This window comes from Arthrobacter sp. HLT1-20 (genome assembly GCF_054510895.1).
The window spans coordinates 59,205-80,555 of record NZ_JBTNDR010000014.1 but is presented as its reverse complement, the minus strand read 5'-3'; the positions used below and the strand labels follow the sequence as shown (position 1 = coordinate 80,555).

Sequence of the window (21,351 nt, the reverse complement as noted above, 5' to 3'; positions counted from 1 at the left end):
TTAAGACCTTGGCCTTGTTATCCACCAAACCGCCACAGTGACACGGGACAGTCCACCCGAAAACAGCGAATCTGCGGTTTGGGGGCTTGTGGGCGGTACAGCAACCGCACACAAGCCGCCAAAGCGCAGTCAAGCCGGAAAAGCGCCTAGTACCAGCCCACCGACTGCGAGTGGCCCCAGGCTCCGCACGGTGACCCATAGCGGTTTTGAATGTAGCCCAGGCCCCAGTTGATCTGTGTCCGGTAGTTGGTCAACCAATCCGCACCGGCGGAGGCGTACTTGCCAGGCGGCAGCGACTGGGCAATGCCGTAGGCCCCGCTGTAGGGGTTGGTGGCATTCGTGCGCCAATTCGATTCCCGCTCCCACAGTTGCACCAGGCACTGGAATTGGCTGGGCGCCCACCCGTACGCACCCAGCCGAGAGGAGGCGTAGGCCTTCGCTCCCGCTGGATCATTGACGGCACCGCCGGGAATGTTGGGGAGCAGCACGTCCACGGGGATGTACCCGTCGTCGGGGTCCGGGTCGACGGGGGCTGGTTTCACGGGTTTGGGGGCCGGATTGCCGCCGCCGGGATTGGGTGCGGGATTGGGGGCAACGGGTTGTGGCTTGAGGGCGGCGGCGCGCCGGGCCGCCTCGGCAGCAGCCTCACGTTTGGCGGCCTGGGCTGTGTTGTAGGCCGCCAGGGCGTCCTGCCCGTCCCGGTACTGTTGTTCGGTGGCTGCGGAGGTGTTGTTCAGTGAGGCCAGTTGGGCAACGAGCGTGGTACTTTGGGCTTTCTTGGCGTCAAGTTGCTTGGTCACCGCAGCTTGGGCTGCCACCGCCGCATCCCGGGCGTTTCCGGCAGCTGCGGCCAGTTGGCGCTGGGCGTCCTGGGCGTTCTTTCGTGTTGCCTCAAGGGCTGTCGCTGCGGCCGCCGATTCCGTGGCACGAATCTGCTTGCGCGCCGCCTTCTCACCCACCTGCTGCATCATGTCCATGCCGTTGAGGGATTCGGCAGATTCCAAGGCGGCGATGGTGGCCACCAGGCCCAGTCCTGCCCCTCCGCTCTTGTAGCTTTCAACGGCCACGGCAACAGCATCCAACTTATACTCTGCAGCTTCCGCAGCAGCACGCTTGGCCTGTGCGCCGAGCATGCCTACCTCGGCTGTGGCAGCGTCAAGTTTGCGCTGCGTGAGGGCAAAATCGGCACCGGACTTGACGGCGGCAGTACCCAATTCGCCGGCTTCGCTTTCAAGACCGTCCAACAACTGCGAAATCTTGGCCACCTCGGTGGCCGTAGCAGCGGCGTTGCCCTTCGCGTTTTGAACATCGCTCCAGCTGGGGAATCCCCCGGGCGGGGCGTCGTCGGCCTGCGCAGGCATCGCCGTGACGCACGAAAACAGCAAAATCCCGGCCGTCGCAGTGACGGCCAGGAAGCGGGGAACTCGGAGCAGGTGCTTACTCATATGCCGCTAGCATAGCCGGTGCCAGCGCCGGGCGGATCGCCGGCGCCTCTAAGGCGCCCGCCACCGGCCCAACACGCTGGGTCCTAGCCGTCCACAACGCTCTCGTCGATGACCTCGGCAACTATGGCAAACGCCAGTGAGGGGCTGAATCCCTTCCTGGCCAACATGGCAACCCAGCGCCGCGTGTACGTCTCACGGGCGGAGCGCTCACTCAGGTCAAGGGACCCCTTGAGCTTGCGCCGGACCAGTTCCTTGGCTTGGCTGCGCTCTGTGTCCGGATCTATCTGCTCCAGCGCCTCCGCAGCCAGTTCCTCGGCGATGCCCTTCTCCATCAGTTCGCGTTGAAGTGCATTCCGTGACAGGGATTTGTACATTGACCTGCTGCGCACCCAGAGCATGGCAAATTCGGCGTCGTCAATGAGCTTGACCTCAACAAATCTGTCAAGCACCGCCTCCGCCACATCCTCCGGGATGTGCCGTTCGGCAAGCTTCTGGCTGAGCTGAAAGCGGCTCTTGGGTGAATTGGTCAGCTGGCGGAGCACGATGGCCCTGGCCACCGATGCCGGGTTGGCATCGGGGTCCAGTTCCGGCGCGCGGCGGGCGTTGTTCACCAAACTCCCCTAGAAGCCGTCAACAGCCTTGAGCTTGGGTGCTGCGGGCTCTGCCGCTTCGGCAGTGACACCCACACCCAGCTTGGCCTTAATCAAGCGCTCAAGTTCATCCGCCAGCTCGGGGTTGTCCTTGAGGAACCGCCTGGAGTTCTCCATGCCCTGCCCCAGCTGGTCGCCGTCGTAGGTGTACCAGGAACCGGACTTGCGGATGATGCCATGCTCGACACCCATGTCGATGATGCCGCCCTCACGCGAAATTCCAACACCATAGATGATGTCGAATTCGGCAATCTTGAAGGGCGGGGCCATCTTGTTCTTGACGACCTTGGCCTTGGTGCGGTTACCCACAGCGTCGGCACCCTCCTTCAAGGTCTGAATGCGGCGGACGTCAATGCGGATGGATGCGTAGAACTTCAACGCCTTGCCACCTGTGGTGGTTTCCGGGCTGCCGAAGAAGACACCAATCTTTTCACGCAACTGGTTGATGAAAATGGCCGTGGTCTTGGTCTGGCTCAACCGGCCGGTGATCTTACGCAACGCCTGGCTCATCAAGCGGGCCTGCAGACCCACGTGACTGTCACCCATGTCGCCTTCAATTTCGGCGCGGGGCACCAGTGCGGCCACGGAGTCAATGACAATGACATCCAGTGAGCCCGAACCAATCAGCATGTCCATGATTTCCAGGGCCTGCTCACCCGTGTCCGGCTGGGAGACCAGGAGCGCGTCAACGTCAACGCCGAGCTTGGCAGCGTAGTCGGGGTCAAGGGCGTGCTCGGCGTCAATGAACGCGGCAATGCCGCCAAGCTTCTGCGCACTGGCAACAGCATGCAGAGCAAGGGTGGTCTTACCCGAGGACTCCGGTCCGTAGATCTCAACGACGCGCCCGCGGGGCAGGCCGCCAATTCCCAGAGCCACATCCAAGGCAATGGACCCGGTGGGGATCACTTCAATGGGCGCACGAACGTCGTCGCCCAAACGCATGACGGAGCCTTTGCCAAATTGCTTGTCAATCTGGGCAAGTGCTGCTGCAAGTGCTTTTTCACGGTCTGCGGGAGCGGCCATGATTCACCTCGGTCTTTCCTATGTGCCGTTTCCGGCTCCATGCCTCTGCGCCGTTGGCCCAGTGCACGGTTAGTGGTCTGATGCATTGCTCATACAATTTTGGCCGGTTTCCCGGCGCCCTGCTGGCGGAGCGGCCCTGCAGGCTCTTCCGATACTTAAACGCTAGTTCAAGGCACTGACATTGTCTTATTCTGAGGCGTCCGGTGCCGAAAATTGTGGAGAACTTTCTGCTGTCCCCACAGCCGCGAGCACCACTACCAGTATAGAGCCAATCGAATAGAAATTCGAACAAAAGCTCTCGGCGCTGTGGCGCGTCGTCGATTCCCTGTACTAGTCATTGTGCTGCGCAGGCGGTGGCCCGATCAGTCCTTGGGCGCAATGTCCCGTCCCAGCCACCTCGACGGCGGGACATCCTGGATCTTGCACACCTCCAGCCAGATCTCCCTCGGCTCAAATCCGGCGCGCAGGGCTACCATTGCGGTATTCCCTCCCACGCCACTGAGCACCAGATCCATGGCCAAAACCCGTGAATATGAGGGGCTGAATTCCTCATCCATCAATCGCCAAAATTCGCTTACTCGCACTCCCCTATTCTCGCATGTCCCGCAGGCAGGACCACGCGGTCCGCCGCGGGTCCTGCGCTTAGACTTGGACCATGACGACACCGGAACAGCAGCCGTTAAGCCCCGAGAAGGCTGCGGCCATGGAGTCCCTGGATGCCCAGCTGAGCCTCTTGTGGCGGCGGGCGCGGGCCATCAACCAGGAGCTCACCCGCAGTGTTCATCCGGATATGGAACCTGCTGCCTACGGCTTGTTGTCGGTGCTACTCCACCAGGGCGCCATGCGTCTGACGGAGCTGGCCAAGTGCATTGGTGTGGGCAAGCCGTCGGTGAGCCGCCAAGTTACGTTCCTGCAGGGTTTGGGACTTGTCCAGAAGGAAAACGACCCCGGGGATGGCCGGGCGCAGCTCATTGACCTCACCGAACCCGGCAGGGAAAGGCTGCTCTTGGTCCAAGGCCGGCGGCAGGCGTTGTTCCACGCCCGCCTGAGCCACTGGGATGAGGCTGAACTGGGAGCACTGGCCACGTCCCTGGCCAAACTCAACGAGGAATACCTCAACTAGCTCCACCACCCGGTCCGTGCCCAAGAAAAAACTGGACCCCACCGTTAGTGGGATCCAGTTCTTCTCTAATCTGCCGCCGTCGTTCACCGAAAGAGCAGCGGCCAAGCAGTCACGTCTAGTACGAGTTGGACACGAGGCCCTTGCTCAATTCCTCGGACAGTTCCTGGTTCAGGTCCCTGCCATAGCGGGCCGAGAATTCCTGGGGAACAGTGTCCGGCACGGCCACGCCTTCGGCAATGGCCAAACGGTCGCTCACTTCACGGAGCATGATGGACAACGGCACTTCAAGGGCCGAGCAGATTGAAGACAACAGCTCGCTCGATGCTTCCTTTTGTCCACGTTCCACTTCACTCAAGTAGCCCAGTGAAACGCGCGCATTGTGTGAGACTTCGCGCAGAGTGCGGCCTTGGCGTTGACGTACATCTCGCAGGACATCGCCAATTTCGTGGCGTAATACCACCATTTTGCGCTCCTTCGGCTGATGCGGTTTCTCGTCTGCCAAACCCACATCCCGCCAGCGCACTACGCCGTTTACGGATACGGGTTGCTTCACCATGGGTATCGCCTTACTCCTAGTTCAATCACTACAGTTCATTGGGTTTCGCCTCCGCCGGCGATTGCCAGCAGATGCGGGATGCCCGCTTGGTGTTCTCATCCTAAAGGGGATGGGACCACTTTGCGTTCACTATGACTAACTATCTGGTTACAACTTTTGTTCCCCGGCAGCCTTGACAACTTGTTCAAGCAGGGAAATGGCCTCCTGGGTGGCCTGGGTTCTGATCATTTCCCGGTCCCCGTCGAAGTGGTACTCGTAGGACAGCGCCTCACCATCAAGGGCAACGCCAATATACACGTGGCCCACATTCTTTCCTTGGTGGGGTTCCGGGCCGGCCACCCCCGTGGTGGATATGCCCACGCGGGATCCTGTTGCCGCGCAAACACCCAGCGCCATGGCGCAGGCCACCTGCGGGTCCACGGCTCCCAAGGTTTCCAATAACGACGCCGGAACCCCCAAGAGCCGTTCCTTGACCACATTTTGGTAGGCAATCACACCGCCTTGGAGCATTCCCGAGGCGCCCGGCACCTGGACCAGGGTCGCCGCCACCATGCCCCCCGTGAGGGACTCGGCGGTGGCAACAGTGATGTTCGCCGCAACGGCTGCATCCACCAGCTGCATCAGGGATGTTCCGGTCATCACTTCAGTGCACCCCGATCACGGCCGGCGCTGCGTAATTGCCACGCCTTCACCACATAGTCAACGCCCGTCACCACTGTGACGGCCAGCGCCGCAAGCATGATGACAAGGGCAATCACCGAAAGCCAGCTGTGTGCCGGCGTCATGGGCAGGAGGTACACAAAGATGGCCACCGTCTGCATGACTGTCTTGAGCTTTCCGCCCTTGGATGCAGCCATCACGCCATAGCGGATCACCACAAAACGCAGCAGGGTGATGCCGATTTCGCGCACCAGCATCACAATCGTGACCCACCACCACAGCTCCCCCACCGCGGAGAGCATGATCAGGGCAGAACCAATCAGCAGTTTGTCCGCAATGGGATCGGCAATCTTGCCGAAGCTGGTGATGAGCCCGCGCGCCCGGGCGATGTCGCCGTCGAGCTTGTCAGTGTAAATCGCCACCACAAAGAGAGCAACCGCCAGCCAGCGCAGGGGGCCGTAGTTGCCGCCGTCGGCCACAAAGGCCCAGATGAAGAAGGGCACCAACACAATGCGCAGCAGCGTCAAGGCGTTGGGCAAATTCCAGTTCGAAGGGCTAGGCGCCACCGTATCAGTCACTGTGCAAGGCTAACCGCTAAGTCCCCTGCAAGAACATTCGACCAGGAAAAACTTGGGGCTACCGGCCAGTCAACGACCATGCGTCCTCGCCGCCCTCATCGTCGTCGCCATCGGCACCGTCGTGATATTCGGTGGCCTGCGGACGATTCTCCAAGTCCGCCGCCACCAAGTCCTCGCCCCAGCCGTGGTTGGCATTGGCGTTCTCGGCCAGTGCGGCAGCCATGGGATCTGCAGGACTTTCGACGTCGGCCCCTCCCGCCAGCTGCTCGTCGCCGCGGATGGCGGCCAGCGTCACGGCCAGGTCATCAGGCTTGACCAGCACGTCGCGAGCCTTGGAACCCTCCGAGGGGCCCACCACGCCGCGCGACTCCAGCAAGTCCATGAGGCGACCGGCCTTGGCAAAGCCCACGCGCAGCTTGCGCTGCAGCATGGACGTTGAGCCGAACTGCGTGGTCACCACCAGTTCGGTCGCCTGCAGCAGCAGGTCCATGTCATCGCCGATGTCGTCCTCAATGGCCTTCTTGGGCGCCTCGACGGCAACATCCGTCCTGTACGTGGCCTTCAGCTGGCCCTTGACGTGGTCAACCACCCGCTTGATCTCCGCCTCGGTGACCCAGGCGCCCTGGACACGGATGGGCTTGGACTGGCCCATGGGCAGGAACAGCGCGTCACCCTGGCCCAACAGTTTTTCGGCACCGGGCTGGTCCAGGACCACGCGGGAGTCCGTCACGGAGGAGGTGGCGAAGGCCATGCGGGAGGGCACATTGGCCTTGATCAGACCCGTCACAACATCCACCGAGGGGCGCTGGGTGGCCAGCACCAGGTGGATGCCTGCCGCACGGGCAAGCTGGGTGATGCGCACAATGGAATCTTCCACGTCGCGCGGGGCAACCATCATGAGGTCAGCGAGCTCATCAACAATGACCAAAAGGTACGGGTACGGGCGCACAATGCGTTTGGAATCGACGGGCGGGTGCACCTTGCCGGCCTTGACAGCCTTGTTGAACTCGTCAATGTGTTTGAAGCCGTAGTTGGCCAGATCGTCATAGCGCTGGTCCATTTCCCGCACCACCCACTGCAGGGCCTCGGCAGCCTTCTTGGGGTTGGTGATGATGGGGGTGATCAGGTGGGGCACACCCTCATACGCCGTCAATTCCACCCGCTTGGGGTCCACCATGACCATACGCACCTCATCGGGGGTGGCACGCATCAAGATGGAGACGATCATGGAGTTCACGAAGGATGACTTTCCGGCACCCGTGGCACCAGCAACCAGAAGGTGCGGCATCTTGGCCAGGTTGGCCACCACAAAGCCACCCTCCACATCCTTGCCCACGCCCATGACCATGGGGTGTTCGGTGCGGCGGGCGTTGGCCGAGCGCAGCACATCGCCCAGGACAACAATTTCCTTGTCCGCGTTGGGAATCTCAATGCCAATGGCGCTCTTGCCGGGGATGGGGCTCAGGATGCGCACATCCGAGGACGCCACGGCGTAGGAGATGTTCTTGCTCAGGGCCGTCACACGCTCAACCTTGGTGCCAGGGGCCAGCTCAATCTCGTAGCGGGTCACCGTGGGTCCGCGGCTGAAGCCTGTGACGGCCGCGTCCACATTGAACTGGTTCAAGGTGTCCGTCAGGGCCGCCACCACGGAGTCGTTGGCCTCCGTAGCCTCCTTTCCGGGAGGTCCTGCCGGCAGGAAGTCCGATTCGGGCAGCGTGTAGGTGACATCGCCGGAAAGCTGGAGTTGCTCCGAGCGTGCCGGGATGGGCGTGGGCGGGGCCATGGGCGGGGCGGGGATGGCACCCACCGTGGCACCCTGCAGTGCGTTGGCCCCCACAATGCCGATGGCGGCCGTGACTGCCTCGTCGCTATTGAACTCCTGGACGTCAAAGACGTCGGTGGTGGTGGGCAGCCCCTGGCGGGCCTTGATCTTGTCGGCGGCCAGCTGGTCGCGGGTGGGCCGACGGACGCCGGGACGTACGGAAGGGGCGGCCGACGGCGAATCCAAAGTTTCGTCGTCGTCCGCGTCAACCAGCGCCGTGGCGAACGCTTCGGTGCCCAGCACATCCTCAAAATCGTCGTCCTCGGCCGCCTTTTTTCGCCCGCGCATGCCGCGCGGCTTCTTGGGCTTGGCCGGGTTTTCGCGGTCGTAGAGGTAGCTCTGGTCATGGCCGTCGGCGTCCAGTTCACGGCCGGGGGAAACACCCACGAGTTGTTCGTACACCCAGTGCAGGCGTGAGGGGATGCGCAGCACCGGGGTACTGGTGAGGATCAGCAGGCTCGTGAAGGCCAAGACGGAGTAAAACACGACGGCCAGGACGGGGCTGATGACAACCAGCGGTGCGCCGGCGATCAGGCCCACCATGCCGCCTGCCGCGCTGACGCCGTCGAAGCCCTCATTGATGTTGGGGGTGCCGCCGGCCACGTGGGCCAGGGCGCAGCCTGCGATCGTCATGATGCCAAAGCCCACGGCCACCCGGTTGTTGGCGCGCACATTGGTGGGCTGGCGGAACACCAGGATGGAGAAAATCAGGAACATGGGCGGCAGCATCGCGGCAAACCAGCCAAAGGTGCCTTCGAGGATTCCGCGCAGTGCGTCGGCCAGCGGCCCGGACAGGCCCCACCAGGTGAAGGTGGCAATGACTGTTGCCAGCACAATGAACAGCAGGCCCGAGCCGTCACGGCGCTCGTGCGCGGGGATCTGGCTCATGTCCGTGCCCATGCGCCGGATGGCACCGCCAATCAAATGCCCAAGACCCTGCCAGAAGGCAACCGCCATCCGTACGGGCCAAATGTGGTGGGTCTCCGGTTCGGGAGCTGGTTGTTTGCTGCGCGGCACCGGCATCTTTGTGGTCTTGGGGGCGCGCGAAGCTGCGCCACCCTTCTGACCGGCGGAGGAACGGGCGGGGGAAGAACGAGTCGCCATACACCCTACGGTACCGCCCGCAGCAGGTGTGGGCGCGGATTTGGGGCCTCAAACAGTCGTGGTGGCAAGCACAACGGCGAGTCGGGACCCGCCGTCTGGCCCAAGAACTCTGGCCTTAACCAACTATGACGCAGTTGTTGCCAAAAACGGGACAGTTTTCAGCAACAACTGCGTCATAGTTGGGGCGGGCTACGCCTCCAGGACCACCGGGATGATCATGGGGCGGCGGCGCAGCTTGCGGTTGACCCAGGTGCCGATCACCCGGCGCACCACCTGCTGGAGCTGGTGGGTGGTGTGGTCGGAGTTGGCCATGACGGCTGCCTCGAGGGCTTCGGCAATCCTGGGCTTGATGTCATCAAACACGGAATCGTCTTCGGCAACACCGCGGGCATGGATGTCCGGACCGGACACAATCTTGCCGGTGGCCCGGTTCACCACTGTGATGATGGAAATGAAGCCCTCATCGCCCAGCACGCGGCGATCCTTCAAGTCGGCATCGGTGATCTCGCCAACGCTGTGGCCGTCAACGTAAACAAAGCCGCATTCGACCTGGCCAACAATTTGGGCAACGCCGTCTTTTAGGTCAATGACCGAGCCGTCATCTGTCAGCAACACGTTTTCCGCCGGCACGCCCGAGGCGATGGCGATGTTGGCGTTGGCGATCAGGTGGCGGGTTTCACCGTGCACCGGCATGACGTTCTTGGGCGTCAGGATGTTGTAGCAGTAGAGCAACTCGCCCGCGGCTGCATGGCCGGAAACGTGGACCTTGGCCGTGCCCTTGTGGATGACGTCGGCACCACGCTTGAGGAGCCCGTTGATGATCCGGAACACGGCGTTCTCATTGCCCGGAATCAGGGAGGAGGCCAGGATGACGGTGTCGCCCTTGCCCACGGCAATCTTGTGGTCGCCGTTGGCCATGCGGGACAGCGCAGCCATGGGCTCGCCCTGGGAGCCGGTGGACATCAGGACCACCTTGTTGTCCGGCAAGTTGTCAACGTTCTTCAGGTCCACCAGGACGTCGGCGGGCACGTGCAGGTAGCCCAGCTTGGCGGCGATGGCCATGTTGCGAACCATGGAGCGGCCCACGAAGGCCACCTTGCGGTCGTGCGCCACGGCGGCGTTGAGAACCTGCTGGACGCGGTGCACGTGGGAGGAGAAGCTGGCTACGATGATGCGCCTGTTGGCCTTGCCAAACAAACCCTCAAGGGTGGGCCCAATCTCGGCTTCGCTGGTGGTGAAGCCGGGGACGTCGGCATTGGTGGAGTCAACCAGGAACAGGTCAACGCCTTCCTCACCCAAGCGGGCAAAGTGGCGCAGGTCAGTGGTGCGGCCATCCAGCGGCAGCTGGTCCATCTTGAAGTCGCCCGTGTGCAGCACGGAGCCGCCAGCGGTGCGGATGAACACGGCCAGGGCGTCCGGGATGGAGTGGTTGACGGCAATGAACTCGCACTGGAACGGGCCCAGCTGCTCAACCTGCTCCTCCTTGACGGTCAGGGTCCACGGCTTGATCCTGTGCTCCGTCAGCTTGGCTTCAATGAACGCCAAGGTCAGCTGTGAGCCGATCAGGGGGATGTCATTGCGCAGGCGCAGCAGGTACGGAACAGCACCAATATGGTCCTCGTGGCCGTGGGTGAGCACCACACCCACCACGTCGTCCAGGCGGTTCTCGATGTAGGAGAAATCGGGCAGGATCAAGTCGACGCCGGGCTGGTCCTCTTCGGGAAAGAGCACGCCGCAGTCAACAATGAGCAGTTTGCCGTCCATTTCAAAGACTGTCATGTTTCGGCCAATTTCGCCGATGCCGCCCAGCGGAACAATCCGCAGCGTCCCCGGCTCCAAGGCTGGCGGAGTCCGCAGTCCGGGCTCAGTCATTTGAGTCATGTTTAGAATTCCATTCCAGCTTCCGCAAGGTCAGCCTTGATCATGGCGATCTCGGCCTCGCCCGGCTCCACCAGGGGCAACCGGACAACCGAGTTGGACAGGATTCCCTGCCACTTAAGAATTTGCTTGACGGCCACGGCGCCCTGCACATGGCCCATGGTGGCGCGAATGACAGCATCCAGCTCAAAGTGAATCTTGCGTGCCGTAACAAAGTCCCCTGCCTCTGCGGCGTCAATCAGCGCGCGGAACTGCTGCGGGGCAATGTGGGCGCTCACGCTGACAAGTCCGACGGCGCCGGCGGCCATCAGCGGCAGCGTCAGCCCGTCGTCGCCCGAGTAAACGTCAAGGTCCGTGTTGGCCAGCACGCGGCTGGTCTCGGTGAAATCGGCCTTGGCGTCCTTAAGCGCTGTGATGCGCGGGTGGTCGGCCAGGCGGATGATGGTTTCCGTGTGGATGGGCACCCCTGCACGGCCGGGAATGTCGTACAGCATCACGGGGAGGTCGGTGGAGTTGGCGATGGCCTCAAAGTGGGCTTGGATGCCGGCCTGGCTGGGCTTGTTGTAGTACGGAGTCACAATGAGCAGGCCGTCAATGTCCAGCTTGGCTGCGCGCTGGGACAGGCTGATGGAGTGGCGGGTGTCATTGGTGCCGGTGCCGGCAATGACGCGGGCGCGGTGGCCAACGGCGTCGATCACGGCCGCGAACATGCCCAGGTTCTCTTCATCCGTCAGGGTGGAGGTTTCACCCGTGGTGCCGGTGACCAGGATGCCGTCGCAGCCGTCGTCGACCAGCTTGTTGGCCAGCTCCCCCGCGGCCTTGTAATCCACTGCCCCGTCGGCGGTGAAAGGGGTGACCATTGCGGGCACCAGGGTTCCAAAGGGGCGCTGGGAGATATCAGAGACAGACATAGCTAAAACGTTACCCGCTGTTGGGCATTTTCGTTCAACGCTGTTCACTGCTTGGCACACGTGGAAGCAGGAATATACTTCCTTGCAAGGAGGATCCGGCATGGAAATCACGCAGTGGCGCAAAGCATCCGTGGCTGGCGGCATCGTGGCCGCCAGCCTCGCCGCAACGGTGGGCGGGATCGCCTTGTTGTTCAAGGCTGAGGGGCGCGCGGCCCAACTGACGGTGGGGCACCGCCTGGGCGATAATGGTCCAGACGCCGACACCGTGTACCGTCCCGAGTTGGGGAACCCGTTGCGCCTGGTCATTGCCGGCGACTCCGTGGCCGCCAGTCTGGGCGCCACCACACCCAAGGCCACGGTGGGCGCCATTTTGGCGTTGGCCCTGGCCGATCATGCGGGCCGGGCAGTGGAGTTGCGCTCCATAGCCGTAGTGGGGGCCCAAACGTCTGCCGTGCTGGGGCAGATTGCCACGCTGTCAGCCGGTTTTGGGCCGGATGTCACTGTGATCATTGTGGGCGGAAACGACCTCACAAATCACGTGCCCCTCTCCGATTCCATCAAATCCCTGGAGCTTGCCATCGCCAATCTGCAGGCCCTGGGCAGCCAGGTGGTGGTGGGAACCGTCCCCGACTTTGACACGCTTCCTTCACTCCCTTCGCCGTTGCGTGAATTTGGCGGCCAAATGTCCCGCCGGCTGGCAACGGCCCAGTTCAGGGCCGCGGCTGCAGCCGGCGCCCACCCGGTCCTGCTGGGGCGGGCAGTGCGACAGGTCTTCCTCTCGGATCCGCGGGACATGTTTTCCATTGACGGCTTCCACCCCTCCAGCATGGGCTACCGGTCGGCGTCGATGGCGCTGATCCCGGCCGTTTTGGCCGCGTGCGAGGACCCGGCACCCGGCCCGGCCCCCGGCTCGGCCCCCACAGCAGTACCGCCGCTGCGGCCCGGGGCCGACTGACATCAGACGCTATCGCAACAATGGCTGGATTTTCGCGGACGCTATCGCACTGAACTGCGATAGCGTCGCCAAAAAAGTGACCATTGCTGCGATAGGGTCTTCGGGCGGCTAGCAGGATTCCAGGAAGGGCAGCCACTCGTCAAGAACCGGCTGAGCGGGAACCAGTGTGCTGCCGTGGTTGCGGCCGGGCAACTCAACGAATCGGGCCTGGGACATCAGTTCCGCCGCCCGGCGCGAATCCGCCACGCGGGCGGGATCGGCTGAGCCTGCCATGAGCAGGGCCGGCACAGATATGGCTGCCACATCCGCTTCCGGAACCGGCGCGTCCGCCTCGGTCTGGCGGAAGTATGCCAGCAACGCCTGGGCATCATTGGCCAGGAACGCTGCTCGGGTTTGGGTATCCAGCGGACGTCCCATTCGCGCTTCCCAGCCCGCCACAAAGGCGGGCATGCCGCCTGAGGCAAGGGCGGCGTCGTACTCGGCAAAGAAAAGCTGGCCAATGCTGCCCGGTTGAATGCGGAACGTCCCGCCCAGAGTGGTCAGGGACAGCAGGCGCTCCGGGGCGGCAACGGCCAGGGAGAAACCCAACCGGGCACCCACCGAATAGCCCCCGTAGTGGGCCTGTTGGGCCCCGGCGGCATCGAGCACGGCCAGCGCGTCGGCCACGAGCAGGTCCATGGCGTAGTCGGCGGGCATGGCGGGTTTGCCGCTGAGGCCGTGGCCGCGCAGGTCCATGGTGATGACCTGGAAGCGCTCGCGCAGGGCCCTGGTGTAGCCAAACCCACGCCAGATGGCCTTGCTCAGGGCGCTGCCGTGGACCAGCAGGATGGGCACCCCCTCCCCGGCCGTGTTGTAGGCGAGCTCCACGCCGTCGGCGGGGTTTACTGTGATGGCCATGGGCTTAGCGCTGGCGGAACAAGACGATGGCGTCGCGCATGGCCTTGCGCGCACGCTTCCTATCCCCTGAGGCGTCGTAGGCGCAGGAGAGCCTGAACCAGGACCGCCAGTCCTCCGGTGCGGCCTCGGCCTCCGCCTTGTACTTTTCAAATTCGGCATCTGCCGCCGCACGAACAATGCGGCCACCCGGGGTGCGGGGCAAATCATCCACCGGCAAGCCACCTTCGGCTTCCAGAATGTTGGCCATCTGTTCGGAGCGGGAACCGAACAGGATCTCGCTGATCAGTGCCCAAGCCACCACGAATCCAATGAAGATCAAGGCAATACCAAATACCTTGCTAATGAGTTCGGGGGCCGACAACAGGAAAACAACCCGTTGGGCCATGACTCCCATGTAGAAGACCAGCAGCAGGCAAATGAGTGCTACCCAGATTTTCGTTTTAGACACTTTCAGCGCAGCCACAGTCCTAACCGTCCAAATCCATGTAGCCGTCAAGGCCCACCGTGAGGCCCGGCCGGCTGCCCACTGTGCGCACACCCAGCAGCACGCCGGGCATGAACGATTCGTGGTTGAAGGAGTCGTGGCGGATGGTCAACGCCTCGCCGTGGCTGCCAAAGAGGACTTCCTGGTGCGCCACCAGGCCGGCCAGGCGCACGCTGTGCACCGGGATGCCGTCAATGGAGGCCCCGCGGGCGCCGTCAAGCTCGGTTTCGGTGGCATCCGGGGCATCAGCAACTCCGGCCGCCGCGCGGGCCGCTGCCACAAGCTGGGCAGTGCGCAGGGCAGTGCCGGAGGGCGCATCCACCTTGCGGGGGTGGTGCAGTTCAATGATCTCCACGGAGTCAAAGTAGCGGGCGGCCTGGGCGGCAAAGCGGGTTGCCAGCACGGAGCCCAGAGCAAAGTTGGGGGCAATCAGGACACCGGTTTCGGGGTGCTGGGCCAGCAGCTGAGAGAGCGACGCCAGCCGGGCAGCGTCCCAACCGGTGGTTCCCACCACGGCATGGATGCCATGCGCCACGGCAAAGTGGATGTTGGCCTCTGTGGAGTCCGGAACTGTCAGGTCGACAATCACCTGTGCGCCGGATTCCAGCAGCACATCCAGGGAATCGGCCCGGCCCAGGGCGGCCACCAGTTCCATGTCCTGTGCCGCATTGATGGCCGCCACGGCGGCCGTTCCCATTCGTCCCTTGGCACCGAGCACGGCCACCTTCAGCATTTCACTCATGGGTTTAAGCCTACTGGTTTTCTGGCGGGCCCTGATCCGGGACGTTTCCGGCCCCCACCCACTCCACAGAACCGTCGCTGAAGAACTGTTCCTTCCAAATGGGCACCTCGGCCTTGATGCGCTCCACGAGGGCTGAGCACAGCTCAAACGCCTCGGCCCGGTGCGATGAGGCCACGGCGCACACCAGTGCGGGGTCGCCAATGTTCAGCGCGCCCACCCTGTGCGCCACCCAGACCCGCACCGGGTGGCCGTCCGGGTCCGCCGTGGACTGCGCCACGGACTGGACCACATCGTTGAGCACACCCAGGGCGAGCGGGTGGGCACTGTAGCTCAGGCGCGTGACGTCCTTGCCGCCGTCGTGGTTGCGCACCACCCCGCTGAAAGTGACAACTGCCCCTGCTGCCTCGGATTCCACGGCCGCGATGGCCGCGTCAACCGAGATGGGGCTGGCGCTCAACTGGGCCGAGACCACCTCGACGTTAGTGGCCATGGTGTCCTGCGACCTGTTCGCAGAGGTGCTTGATGATGGGATCCAGCACGGCGAGTCCGTCCATGACCCCGGACGGGGAGCCGGGCAAATTTACTATCAACGTGTGCCCGGCAAGGCCCGCGTGCCCGCGGCTCAGGGCAGCCATGGGCGTCTTGGCCAGTCCCGCGGCGCGGATGGCCTCCATGATCCCGGGGATTTCCCGGTCCAGCAGCGGGAGGGTCATTTCGGGTGTTTGGTCGTCGTGGCTGAGTCCTGTGCCGCCGCTGGTAATGACGACGGCGGGACGTTGCGTCAGCACTGCCCGCAGCGCGGCTCCCACGGGGGCGCCGTCGGGCACCACCAGGGCGGGCATGGCCGCAAAGCCGTGCTCACCCAGCCAGTCGGCGATGATGGGCCCGGTGGTGTCCGGGTAGACGCCCAGGGCTGCCCGGGTTGAGGCGATGATGACAGCTGCCGCGCCCAAGGTTGTTCCTGGCTCGCAGGCGCTCATGCGTTGCCCTCTGCTTCTTTACTCGCACTGTCCACGGCCGCTTCCGCCACCCAGTCGCCGCTTTTGCCGCCGCTTTTGGCCAGCACCTGGATGTTGGCGATGACAGCGTGCTTGTCCACGGCCTTGATCATGTCGTACACGCTCAGTGCGGCCACGGAGACCGCCGTCAACGCTTCCATCTCCACGCCCGTCACACCGCGGGTCTTCACAGTGGCCAGCACCGTCACAGCTGTGGCGCTGAGCTCAAAATCAACCGTGACCTTGGAAATGGGCAGCGGGTGGCACAGGGGAATCAGCTCGGGGGTCTTCTTGGCGCCCATGATGCCGGCCACCCGGGCCACGGCCAGGGCGTCGCCCTTGGGGAGCCCGCCGGAGCCCAGGAGCTCCATCACGGCAGCCGTGGTTGTTACGGTGCCCGTGGCCGTGGCCTGGCGGGTGGTCACGGCCTTGGCGGAAACGTCCACCATCTGGGCTGTGCCGTCCTGGCGTAAATGGGTGAGGCTTGGTTGTTCAGAAGAAGTCACAACAGCCATACTTCCACTTTTGCCCCGGGGTGCAATTCGGTGACGCCGGCCGGGATATGAATCAAGGCGTCGGCCTGGGCCAGGGAGCCCAGCAAATGCGAGGACTCACCGCCCACCTCACGCACCGATGGTGCCGATTCGAATTCCGGGCCGGAGTAGACACCGCGCCGAACCTGGTGCTTGCCGGGTGGCGAACTGATGCCGTGTTCCAGGGCCGCCACCACGCGCTGGCGTGGCGCCGGGGCTCCCAACAGGCTGAACAGTGCCGGACGCAGGAAAAGTTCAAAGGAGACAAACGCACTGACGGGGTTGCCCGGGAAGCCCAGGAAAGGCACTCCCCTGTACGTCCCCAACGCCTGGGGGCCGCCGGGCTGCAACCCCACAGCAACAAATTCCATGGCGGCGTTGGATTCCGCACCAGCTGAGGCGGCACCCAGGGCCTGCCGCACCACTTCAAAGGCACCGGCGCTGATTCCGCCCACGGAAAGGACCAGATCGTAGCGTGACGCACCTGCCCCGTCCGTGGCCGGCACGTCACCAACATGGCTGTCCAGAAGCTGCAGCAGGGCCGCAGGATCATCCCGGACAATGACGGCGTCGACCACCTCCACCGAGGCCTGGGCCAGGCTGGCCCGCAGGAGTGTTTCATTGGCATCAAAGATCATGCCCGCGGGCAGCGCCTCGGGGTTGCCTGTGGGTGCCAGGATCTCATCCCCCGTTGTCAGCAAGAGAACCCGCACCTGGCGTCTCAAGGGGAGGGTGCTGCACCCCAAGGCCGCTGCCAGGCCCAGATGGGCAGCGTTCAGCAGGGTGCCGGCGGGGATCACAACACTGCCCCGGCGCACATCGCTGCCCTGAGCCCTGACAAAGGTGCCAGCCGGCGGAACCGGCAACTCCACCACGTCTCCCTCCGACAGGAACGCGGCCGGCACAGCCCGTTCCACGGGGACCACGGCGTTGGCGCCCTCCGGCACCATGGCACCGGTCATGATCGGGGCGGCCACACCGGCGCCCAGGGCCGCGGGAACCACACCCGCTGGGATGGTGGCAGCTACGCGGAAATCGGTTGATTGCGCCGAATCAACGTCTGTGGGTTGCCGCGTCTCAACCCCGATGGCATATCCATCCATCTGTGAATTCGCAAACGGCGGCAGGTCCAAAGGGGCCACCAGATCGGCGGCGAGCACACGCCCCAGCCCGGCCATCAGCGGCTCGTGGGAACCGCCGTCGGCCATCACCGAGCCGTTCAGTTGACTCCAGCTAAGGCGCAGGGTCTCCACGACGGCGCTTTGGTGTTCGGCGACAGTTCTTCGCATTGCATCCTCCGTAAAAGGCGCCCTGCGGCGCTCGTTGGCTCAATCCTAGGTTAGCCGCACAGCGAACAGGGATCCCTTGGGCCAATAATGGCGTAGCGTTGAGACATGGACACAGAACGCGTTGCACTGGGGATTCCGGAGGTCCGCCAGGCCCCCGCCGGCCGCCCGCGTGTGGGCGGACTGGATTCCGGCCTGCTGGATCAGTTTGGCCGCGTGGCCACGGACATGCGCCTGTCGCTGACAGACAAATGTAATCTGCGCTGCACCTACTGCATGCCCGAGGCCGGCCTGGAATGGTTGAAAAAGGACAAGCTCCTCACCGCGGCCGAGATTGTCAGGCTGGTGGGATTGGGCGTGAATCACCTGGGCGTGCGCGAGCTGCGGCTCACGGGCGGCGAGCCGCTGGTGCGGGCGGACCTGGTGGAGATCATTGCTGCCCTGCGCGCGAACCATCCAGCACTGCCCATTTCGTTGACCACCAACGGCGTGGGTTTGGCGAAGAAGGCGCAGGCCCTGGCCGACGCCGGGCTGACGCGGCTCAACGTTTCCATGGACACGCTGCACCACGACGCGTTCCTGCAGCTGACGCGCAGGCCCTTCCTGGACCAGGTGAAGGCCGGGATTGAGGCTGCTTCGGCAGCCGGCATGACCCCCATCAAGATCAACGCGGTGTTGCTGCGCGGCGTCAATGAGGCGCACGCCGCGGAATTGTTGCAGTGGAGCCTTGAGCGCGGCTACGAACTCCGCTTCATTGAACAAATGCCGCTCGACGCCGATCACGGCTGGACCCGCGATGGCATGATCACCGCCGCTGAAATCCGGGGGCTGCTGGCCCCCGACTTTGACCTCACCCCGGATCCGCGGGCCCGCGACGGCGCACCCGCCGAGCGCTTCGAGGTCCGGCACCATGACTCCACGGAGCTGCTGGGCACTGTTGGCATCATCGCCTCCGTCACCGAACCCTTCTGCGCCGACTGCCGCCGCACCCGCATCACCGCCGAAGGCAAGGTCATGAGCTGCCTGTTCTCCCGCACCGAAGTGGATCTGCTGGAGCTGCTGCGCGCAGGGGATTCCCCGTCCGACGACGAAGCCGTCGCCGCCCGCTGGCAGGACGCCATGTGGGCCAAACCCAAGGCCCACGGCATGGGCCACCCCGGACTGGGCGACGCCGACTTCGTCCAACCCGACCGCAGCATGAGCGCCATTGGAGGATGAGCATGAACGTACGCTTTTTTGCTGCAGCCGCGGCAGCCACGGGAGTTGAGGAGCAGGGCGTTGACCTGGCTACACTGGCTGGCAGCGAACCCTTCACCCTTGCGGACTTGTCGGAACTGTTGGTGGCAAATTTTCCCGCCTCGGCCTCAAGCCACACTCCCCCACTGTCGGAACTGTTGACCCGGTGCAGCTACCTGCTCAATGAGGTGGCCACCCGCGACCTGGGTACGGAGTTGAAGCCGGACGACGTCGTCGACGTCCTGCCGCCCTTCGCCGGCGGCTAATCCCCCAAGCCTCACTGGCCCTCGGTTGGGGTTTATGCGGCCCGCCAGTAGTTGGAAGGGGGCATGCGGCCAGTCCGGTGCGTGGCGTCCGTGTCCAGGCCCGCTGCCGCCAGTTCCAGCAGCTGCGCCGCCACATTCAACACCTCCGCCGGAACCAGTCTCCCCTGCTGTGCATGGTGGCATGTCCTAGCCGCGCCACAGATCCAGCCAGGCCCACGTCCCCCACTTGTCAGCGAACACAACGGGGCAGACATCCCCCACCCGGTATCTGCGCAGGATTCCGTCCCACCGGGCGCTTCGGGCCGGATCCTCTGACGTGGCACCCTGCAGAGAGAAGGCCTTGAGCGCAGCTGTGGGCAGGGCTGTTCACCGGTTGACCGGCGTCGAGTACTTCAGCGCAGCCGCCCGCTCCAAGGCTCTGGTGAGCGCCCCGTCTGTTCCCCTGGCTCAAGTATCCACCTGTGATGTGGCCACCACCGGCTCCTCCCAGAATTGTGGGATGGCGGGCGCGCACCCTCAGCCCTAGGCTCGAGCCCTGGAACCAAGAGGAAGAAAATCCAATGTTTACCCTCCAGAGTGAACACGGCCTCAAGGACCTAGGCAGGTGGCAGGGCGCCTACAACGCAGACCCGTTGAACAGGGCAACCTCGGGGTAGTGGCCGGGAGGATCTCAGCGCCAATCGGGGACAGCCATGATGTTGTGGTGGATCTTGACTTCACCACGGCCCGTGCCGCCGAGGACTTTCTGGCCAGGCCCCACAATGAGGTGTGGAACTCGGCAGCGGCATCCCCGACCCTGGCCAGCGGACCTACAACGAGGATCCTGGACCAACTCAGCACCAGGGGCACCACACGGTAGCCCGAACTGCGGGCAGCCGAGTTCAGCCCCCTCGAGCCGTGACTGAGGCTCTAGTCCGGCGCTGGGCGGACCGCACGGTAGTGTGCCCGCTGCTGCACATCCAGATGCTCGACGGCGTAGCGCAGCATGGTCCGCGGCATGGCCGCTGCGTTGACATCGAGGAATGCCAGCAACTGCTCGCGGTCCCGCTGGCCCGCTTCCCGCAGCACACCCCCAACAGCCTTGTGGATCAGGTCCGCTTCATCGTTCAGGAGCAACCCGGCAAGCCGCAGTGTGTCATCAACTTCACCGTGCCGCAGGAAGTACAAGGTTGCCAGAATGGCAGTGCGGCGTTCCCAAAGATTCTCCGAGCGTGCCAGCCCGTCGAGCACGCCGCGGGGCTTGTCGGCGAGGTACCGGCCTATGACATCCCACGCGCCGAGGTCAACGAGGTCCCAGTTGTTGATCCTGTCAATGCGTCGCAGGTACAACTCGAACAGCTCCTGCTTGAGCTGGTCCGTGGCAGACTGATCGGCGGCCTGCTTGGCCATGATCTTGACAGCCCCTGCCCGCGCCTCGTGGAGCGGGCTCTCCAACAGTTCCTCGAGCTGGTCCAGGGACATTCCCTGATAACGCGAGGCAAGGGCGAACACGTGGCCCATGCGGACACCGAGGAACTCGTCCCCCTCGCCATAGTCACCGGCCCCGGTTTTGAAGTAGCGCTGGATCTTTTCCAGTTCAGCCTTCGAGGCAACAAGCCGGAGCTCCGCGATGAATGCCTCCGCACCCAGTTCACCCGGTCGTTGCTTGCTCACGATGATTGCCCTGAGTGATTGACGACGGCGGGATCGACTAGGGTGTGCTCGCTGACGCCCTCAAGGATTAGCGGCGGCGATTCGAACCAGCTCAGCAGCGGTGGCGGGAGGCAGCCGCCACTGACCTCGGCCATCAGCTCAGCAAAGGTGATGACAGTGTCATCCTCCTGCCGGGGCCCCAGTATCTGAACACCCACCGGCAGGCCTGTTGCCGTCCGCCCAGCCGGGGCGGCCAGCCTGAAGTATTCGGGCCTCAGGCAATCGAGACCCTCGAGCGTTCCACGCGGTTCCTCTGCTGCAAGGTACGCAGCGACCTGCACGCCGAACGACTCAGCCACCATCGTCGGATCGATGCCAGCGGACCAGCCGTACTTGATAGCGAGCCCCGGCGTGTAGTCGCCCAGCCTGCGCACCAACGGGCCCACCGTGGGCTTGAGCCCGTAGGCCTTGCAGAACGCCGCCGGAACCCGGATCGAAGCAACAAGATCCAAACCATACTCGAGGTAGCCCCGGCCGAAGTGACCACGCATCATGGCCACGCTACCTTTCCC

At 63.9% G+C, this 21,351-nt stretch carries 25 protein-coding genes; 6 read left to right on the top strand and 19 right to left on the bottom strand.

The genetic code is table 11. From position 1 onward, the window contains the following. Positions 1 to 146 precede the first annotated feature (146 nt). From ACX80Q_RS09700 to ACX80Q_RS09685, 4 genes are all read right to left on the bottom strand, one after another. Positions 147 to 1,445, bottom strand: a complete 1,299-nt coding sequence (locus ACX80Q_RS09700; protein ID WP_459330325.1) for an aggregation-promoting factor C-terminal-like domain-containing protein — start codon at positions 1,443 to 1,445, stop codon at positions 147 to 149. An 83-nt stretch (positions 1,446 to 1,528) separates the two neighbouring features. Beyond that, a complete protein-coding gene (locus ACX80Q_RS09695; protein ID WP_459330324.1) occupies positions 1,529 to 2,056 on the bottom strand; it encodes a regulatory protein RecX in 528 nt (175 codons plus the stop codon). Between the two features lie 9 nt (positions 2,057 to 2,065). Next, on the bottom strand, positions 2,066 to 3,118 hold the full coding sequence (recA, locus tag ACX80Q_RS09690; protein ID WP_459330323.1) for a recombinase RecA: 1,053 nt from the start codon (positions 3,116 to 3,118) through the stop codon (positions 2,066 to 2,068). A 362-nt stretch (positions 3,119 to 3,480) separates the two neighbouring features. Next, the gene (locus ACX80Q_RS09685; protein WP_459330322.1) at positions 3,481 to 3,702 is read right to left on the bottom strand and encodes a DUF3046 domain-containing protein; all 222 of its coding nucleotides are present in this window, start codon (positions 3,700 to 3,702) and stop codon (positions 3,481 to 3,483) included. A gap of 71 nt (positions 3,703 to 3,773) precedes the next feature. Here ACX80Q_RS09685 and ACX80Q_RS09680 point away from each other — a divergent pair, with 71 nt between their 5' ends. After that, positions 3,774 to 4,241, top strand: a complete 468-nt coding sequence (locus tag ACX80Q_RS09680; protein ID WP_459330321.1) for a MarR family winged helix-turn-helix transcriptional regulator — start codon at positions 3,774 to 3,776, stop codon at positions 4,239 to 4,241. Positions 4,242 to 4,356: 115 nt separating this feature from the next. On the opposite strand, the gene ACX80Q_RS09675 is transcribed toward ACX80Q_RS09680, so the two are convergent. The 6 genes from ACX80Q_RS09675 to dapA form a co-directional block, all read right to left on the bottom strand. Then, complete coding sequence (locus ACX80Q_RS09675; RefSeq protein ID WP_103466391.1) at positions 4,357 to 4,797, bottom strand: helix-turn-helix domain-containing protein; 441 nt, start codon at positions 4,795 to 4,797, stop codon at positions 4,357 to 4,359. A 147-nt stretch (positions 4,798 to 4,944) separates the two neighbouring features. Then, complete coding sequence (locus tag ACX80Q_RS09670; protein WP_459330320.1) at positions 4,945 to 5,436, bottom strand: CinA family protein; 492 nt, start codon at positions 5,434 to 5,436, stop codon at positions 4,945 to 4,947. Then, positions 5,436 to 6,035: a CDP-diacylglycerol--glycerol-3-phosphate 3-phosphatidyltransferase gene (pgsA, locus tag ACX80Q_RS09665; protein WP_459330319.1), complete on the bottom strand. Its 600-nt coding sequence runs from the start codon at positions 6,033 to 6,035 to the stop codon at positions 5,436 to 5,438. Before pgsA ends, ACX80Q_RS09670 begins: the two co-directional genes overlap by 1 nt. A gap of 58 nt (positions 6,036 to 6,093) precedes the next feature. After that, positions 6,094 to 8,961 (bottom strand): FtsK/SpoIIIE family DNA translocase, encoded by a 2,868-nt coding sequence (locus ACX80Q_RS09660; RefSeq protein ID WP_459330318.1) that lies wholly within the window; start codon positions 8,959 to 8,961, stop codon positions 6,094 to 6,096. 189 nt (positions 8,962 to 9,150) lie between these two features. After that, entirely contained in the window at positions 9,151 to 10,842 is a 1,692-nt protein-coding gene (locus ACX80Q_RS09655; protein ID WP_459330317.1) for a ribonuclease J, read from the bottom strand. 2 nt (positions 10,843 to 10,844) lie between these two features. Further along, positions 10,845 to 11,750: a 4-hydroxy-tetrahydrodipicolinate synthase gene (gene dapA, locus ACX80Q_RS09650; RefSeq protein WP_459330316.1), complete on the bottom strand. Its 906-nt coding sequence runs from the start codon at positions 11,748 to 11,750 to the stop codon at positions 10,845 to 10,847. A gap of 100 nt (positions 11,751 to 11,850) precedes the next feature. Here dapA and ACX80Q_RS09645 point away from each other — a divergent pair, with 100 nt between their 5' ends. Further along, positions 11,851 to 12,705: an SGNH/GDSL hydrolase family protein gene (locus ACX80Q_RS09645; protein WP_459330315.1), complete on the top strand. Its 855-nt coding sequence runs from the start codon at positions 11,851 to 11,853 to the stop codon at positions 12,703 to 12,705. Positions 12,706 to 12,813: 108 nt separating this feature from the next. Here the strand turns inward: ACX80Q_RS09645 and ACX80Q_RS09640 are convergent, their stop codons facing one another. Genes ACX80Q_RS09640 through ACX80Q_RS09610 form a run of 7 tightly spaced genes read right to left on the bottom strand, consistent with a single transcriptional unit; the run spans position 12,814 to position 17,648 of the window. Beyond that, on the bottom strand, positions 12,814 to 13,602 hold the full coding sequence (locus ACX80Q_RS09640) for an alpha/beta fold hydrolase (RefSeq protein ID WP_459330314.1): 789 nt from the start codon (positions 13,600 to 13,602) through the stop codon (positions 12,814 to 12,816). Positions 13,603 to 13,606: 4 nt separating this feature from the next. Next, positions 13,607 to 14,050 carry a hypothetical protein gene (locus tag ACX80Q_RS09635; protein WP_459330313.1) on the bottom strand — a complete coding sequence of 148 codons (444 nt, stop codon included), beginning with the start codon at positions 14,048 to 14,050 and terminating at the stop codon, positions 13,607 to 13,609. A 19-nt stretch (positions 14,051 to 14,069) separates the two neighbouring features. Then, on the bottom strand, positions 14,070 to 14,828 hold the full coding sequence (gene dapB, locus ACX80Q_RS09630) for a 4-hydroxy-tetrahydrodipicolinate reductase (RefSeq protein ID WP_459330312.1): 759 nt from the start codon (positions 14,826 to 14,828) through the stop codon (positions 14,070 to 14,072). 10 nt (positions 14,829 to 14,838) lie between these two features. Further along, the gene (locus ACX80Q_RS09625; RefSeq protein WP_459330311.1) at positions 14,839 to 15,318 is read right to left on the bottom strand and encodes a molybdenum cofactor biosynthesis protein MoaE; all 480 of its coding nucleotides are present in this window, start codon (positions 15,316 to 15,318) and stop codon (positions 14,839 to 14,841) included. Next, positions 15,308 to 15,808, bottom strand: coding sequence for a MogA/MoaB family molybdenum cofactor biosynthesis protein (locus ACX80Q_RS09620; protein WP_459330310.1), 501 nt, complete (start codon positions 15,806 to 15,808; stop codon positions 15,308 to 15,310). The genes ACX80Q_RS09625 and ACX80Q_RS09620 overlap by 11 nt, the downstream gene beginning before the upstream one ends. Beyond that, the gene (gene moaC / locus ACX80Q_RS09615) at positions 15,805 to 16,332 is read right to left on the bottom strand and encodes a cyclic pyranopterin monophosphate synthase MoaC (RefSeq protein ID WP_459330309.1); all 528 of its coding nucleotides are present in this window, start codon (positions 16,330 to 16,332) and stop codon (positions 15,805 to 15,807) included. Before moaC ends, ACX80Q_RS09620 begins: the two co-directional genes overlap by 4 nt. Continuing rightward, the gene (locus ACX80Q_RS09610) at positions 16,329 to 17,648 is read right to left on the bottom strand and encodes a molybdopterin molybdotransferase MoeA (RefSeq protein ID WP_459330308.1); all 1,320 of its coding nucleotides are present in this window, start codon (positions 17,646 to 17,648) and stop codon (positions 16,329 to 16,331) included. Before ACX80Q_RS09610 ends, moaC begins: the two co-directional genes overlap by 4 nt. A 105-nt stretch (positions 17,649 to 17,753) precedes the next feature. Here ACX80Q_RS09610 and moaA point away from each other — a divergent pair, with 105 nt between their 5' ends. From moaA to ACX80Q_RS09590, 4 genes are all read left to right on the top strand, one after another. After that, the gene (gene moaA, locus ACX80Q_RS09605) at positions 17,754 to 18,863 is read left to right on the top strand and encodes a GTP 3',8-cyclase MoaA (RefSeq protein WP_459330307.1); all 1,110 of its coding nucleotides are present in this window, start codon (positions 17,754 to 17,756) and stop codon (positions 18,861 to 18,863) included. Between the two features lie 2 nt (positions 18,864 to 18,865). Further along, positions 18,866 to 19,147: a MoaD/ThiS family protein gene (locus ACX80Q_RS09600; protein WP_459330306.1), complete on the top strand. Its 282-nt coding sequence runs from the start codon at positions 18,866 to 18,868 to the stop codon at positions 19,145 to 19,147. A 340-nt stretch (positions 19,148 to 19,487) separates the two neighbouring features. Beyond that, a complete protein-coding gene (locus ACX80Q_RS09595) occupies positions 19,488 to 19,673 on the top strand; it encodes a hypothetical protein (RefSeq protein ID WP_459330305.1) in 186 nt (61 codons plus the stop codon). A 177-nt stretch (positions 19,674 to 19,850) separates the two neighbouring features. Beyond that, on the top strand, positions 19,851 to 20,006 hold the full coding sequence (locus ACX80Q_RS09590) for a hypothetical protein (RefSeq protein ID WP_459330304.1): 156 nt from the start codon (positions 19,851 to 19,853) through the stop codon (positions 20,004 to 20,006). Between the two features lie 50 nt (positions 20,007 to 20,056). On the opposite strand, the gene ACX80Q_RS09585 is transcribed toward ACX80Q_RS09590, so the two are convergent. Both ACX80Q_RS09585 and ACX80Q_RS09580 read right to left on the bottom strand, forming a co-directional pair. Further along, positions 20,057 to 20,800: a DNA alkylation repair protein gene (locus ACX80Q_RS09585; RefSeq protein ID WP_459330303.1), complete on the bottom strand. Its 744-nt coding sequence runs from the start codon at positions 20,798 to 20,800 to the stop codon at positions 20,057 to 20,059. Then, a complete protein-coding gene (locus tag ACX80Q_RS09580; protein WP_459330302.1) occupies positions 20,797 to 21,333 on the bottom strand; it encodes a hypothetical protein in 537 nt (178 codons plus the stop codon). Before ACX80Q_RS09580 ends, ACX80Q_RS09585 begins: the two co-directional genes overlap by 4 nt. Positions 21,334 to 21,351 lie beyond the last annotated feature (18 nt).

Excerpts from the sequence above, each read along its gene's own strand:
- ACX80Q_RS09580 (WP_459330302.1), bottom strand. The coding sequence starts at position 21,333 with ATGATGCGTGGTCACTTCGGCCGGGGCTACCTCGAGTATGGTTTGGAT.
- ACX80Q_RS09600 (WP_459330306.1), top strand. The coding sequence starts at position 18,866 with ATGAACGTACGCTTTTTTGCTGCAGCCGCGGCAGCCACGGGAGTTGAG.
- dapB (WP_459330312.1), bottom strand. The coding sequence starts at position 14,828 with ATGAGTGAAATGCTGAAGGTGGCCGTGCTCGGTGCCAAGGGACGAATG.
- dapA (WP_459330316.1), bottom strand. The coding sequence starts at position 11,750 with ATGTCTGTCTCTGATATCTCCCAGCGCCCCTTTGGAACCCTGGTGCCC.
- moaA (WP_459330307.1), top strand. The coding sequence starts at position 17,754 with ATGGACACAGAACGCGTTGCACTGGGGATTCCGGAGGTCCGCCAGGCC.
- ACX80Q_RS09610 (WP_459330308.1), bottom strand. The coding sequence starts at position 17,648 with ATGCGAAGAACTGTCGCCGAACACCAAAGCGCCGTCGTGGAGACCCTG.
- ACX80Q_RS09655 (WP_459330317.1), bottom strand. The coding sequence starts at position 10,842 with ATGACTCAAATGACTGAGCCCGGACTGCGGACTCCGCCAGCCTTGGAG.
- ACX80Q_RS09700 (WP_459330325.1), bottom strand. The coding sequence starts at position 1,445 with ATGAGTAAGCACCTGCTCCGAGTTCCCCGCTTCCTGGCCGTCACTGCG.
- ACX80Q_RS09660 (WP_459330318.1), bottom strand. The coding sequence starts at position 8,961 with ATGGCGACTCGTTCTTCCCCCGCCCGTTCCTCCGCCGGTCAGAAGGGT.
- ACX80Q_RS09645 (WP_459330315.1), top strand. The coding sequence starts at position 11,851 with ATGGAAATCACGCAGTGGCGCAAAGCATCCGTGGCTGGCGGCATCGTG.
- ACX80Q_RS09620 (WP_459330310.1), bottom strand. The coding sequence starts at position 15,808 with ATGAGCGCCTGCGAGCCAGGAACAACCTTGGGCGCGGCAGCTGTCATC.
- ACX80Q_RS09675 (WP_103466391.1), bottom strand. The coding sequence starts at position 4,797 with ATGGTGAAGCAACCCGTATCCGTAAACGGCGTAGTGCGCTGGCGGGAT.
- recA (WP_459330323.1), bottom strand. The coding sequence starts at position 3,118 with ATGGCCGCTCCCGCAGACCGTGAAAAAGCACTTGCAGCAGCACTTGCC.
- ACX80Q_RS09670 (WP_459330320.1), bottom strand. The coding sequence starts at position 5,436 with ATGACCGGAACATCCCTGATGCAGCTGGTGGATGCAGCCGTTGCGGCG.
- ACX80Q_RS09680 (WP_459330321.1), top strand. The coding sequence starts at position 3,774 with ATGACGACACCGGAACAGCAGCCGTTAAGCCCCGAGAAGGCTGCGGCC.
- ACX80Q_RS09625 (WP_459330311.1), bottom strand. The coding sequence starts at position 15,318 with ATGGCCACTAACGTCGAGGTGGTCTCGGCCCAGTTGAGCGCCAGCCCC.
- ACX80Q_RS09640 (WP_459330314.1), bottom strand. The coding sequence starts at position 13,602 with ATGGCCATCACAGTAAACCCCGCCGACGGCGTGGAGCTCGCCTACAAC.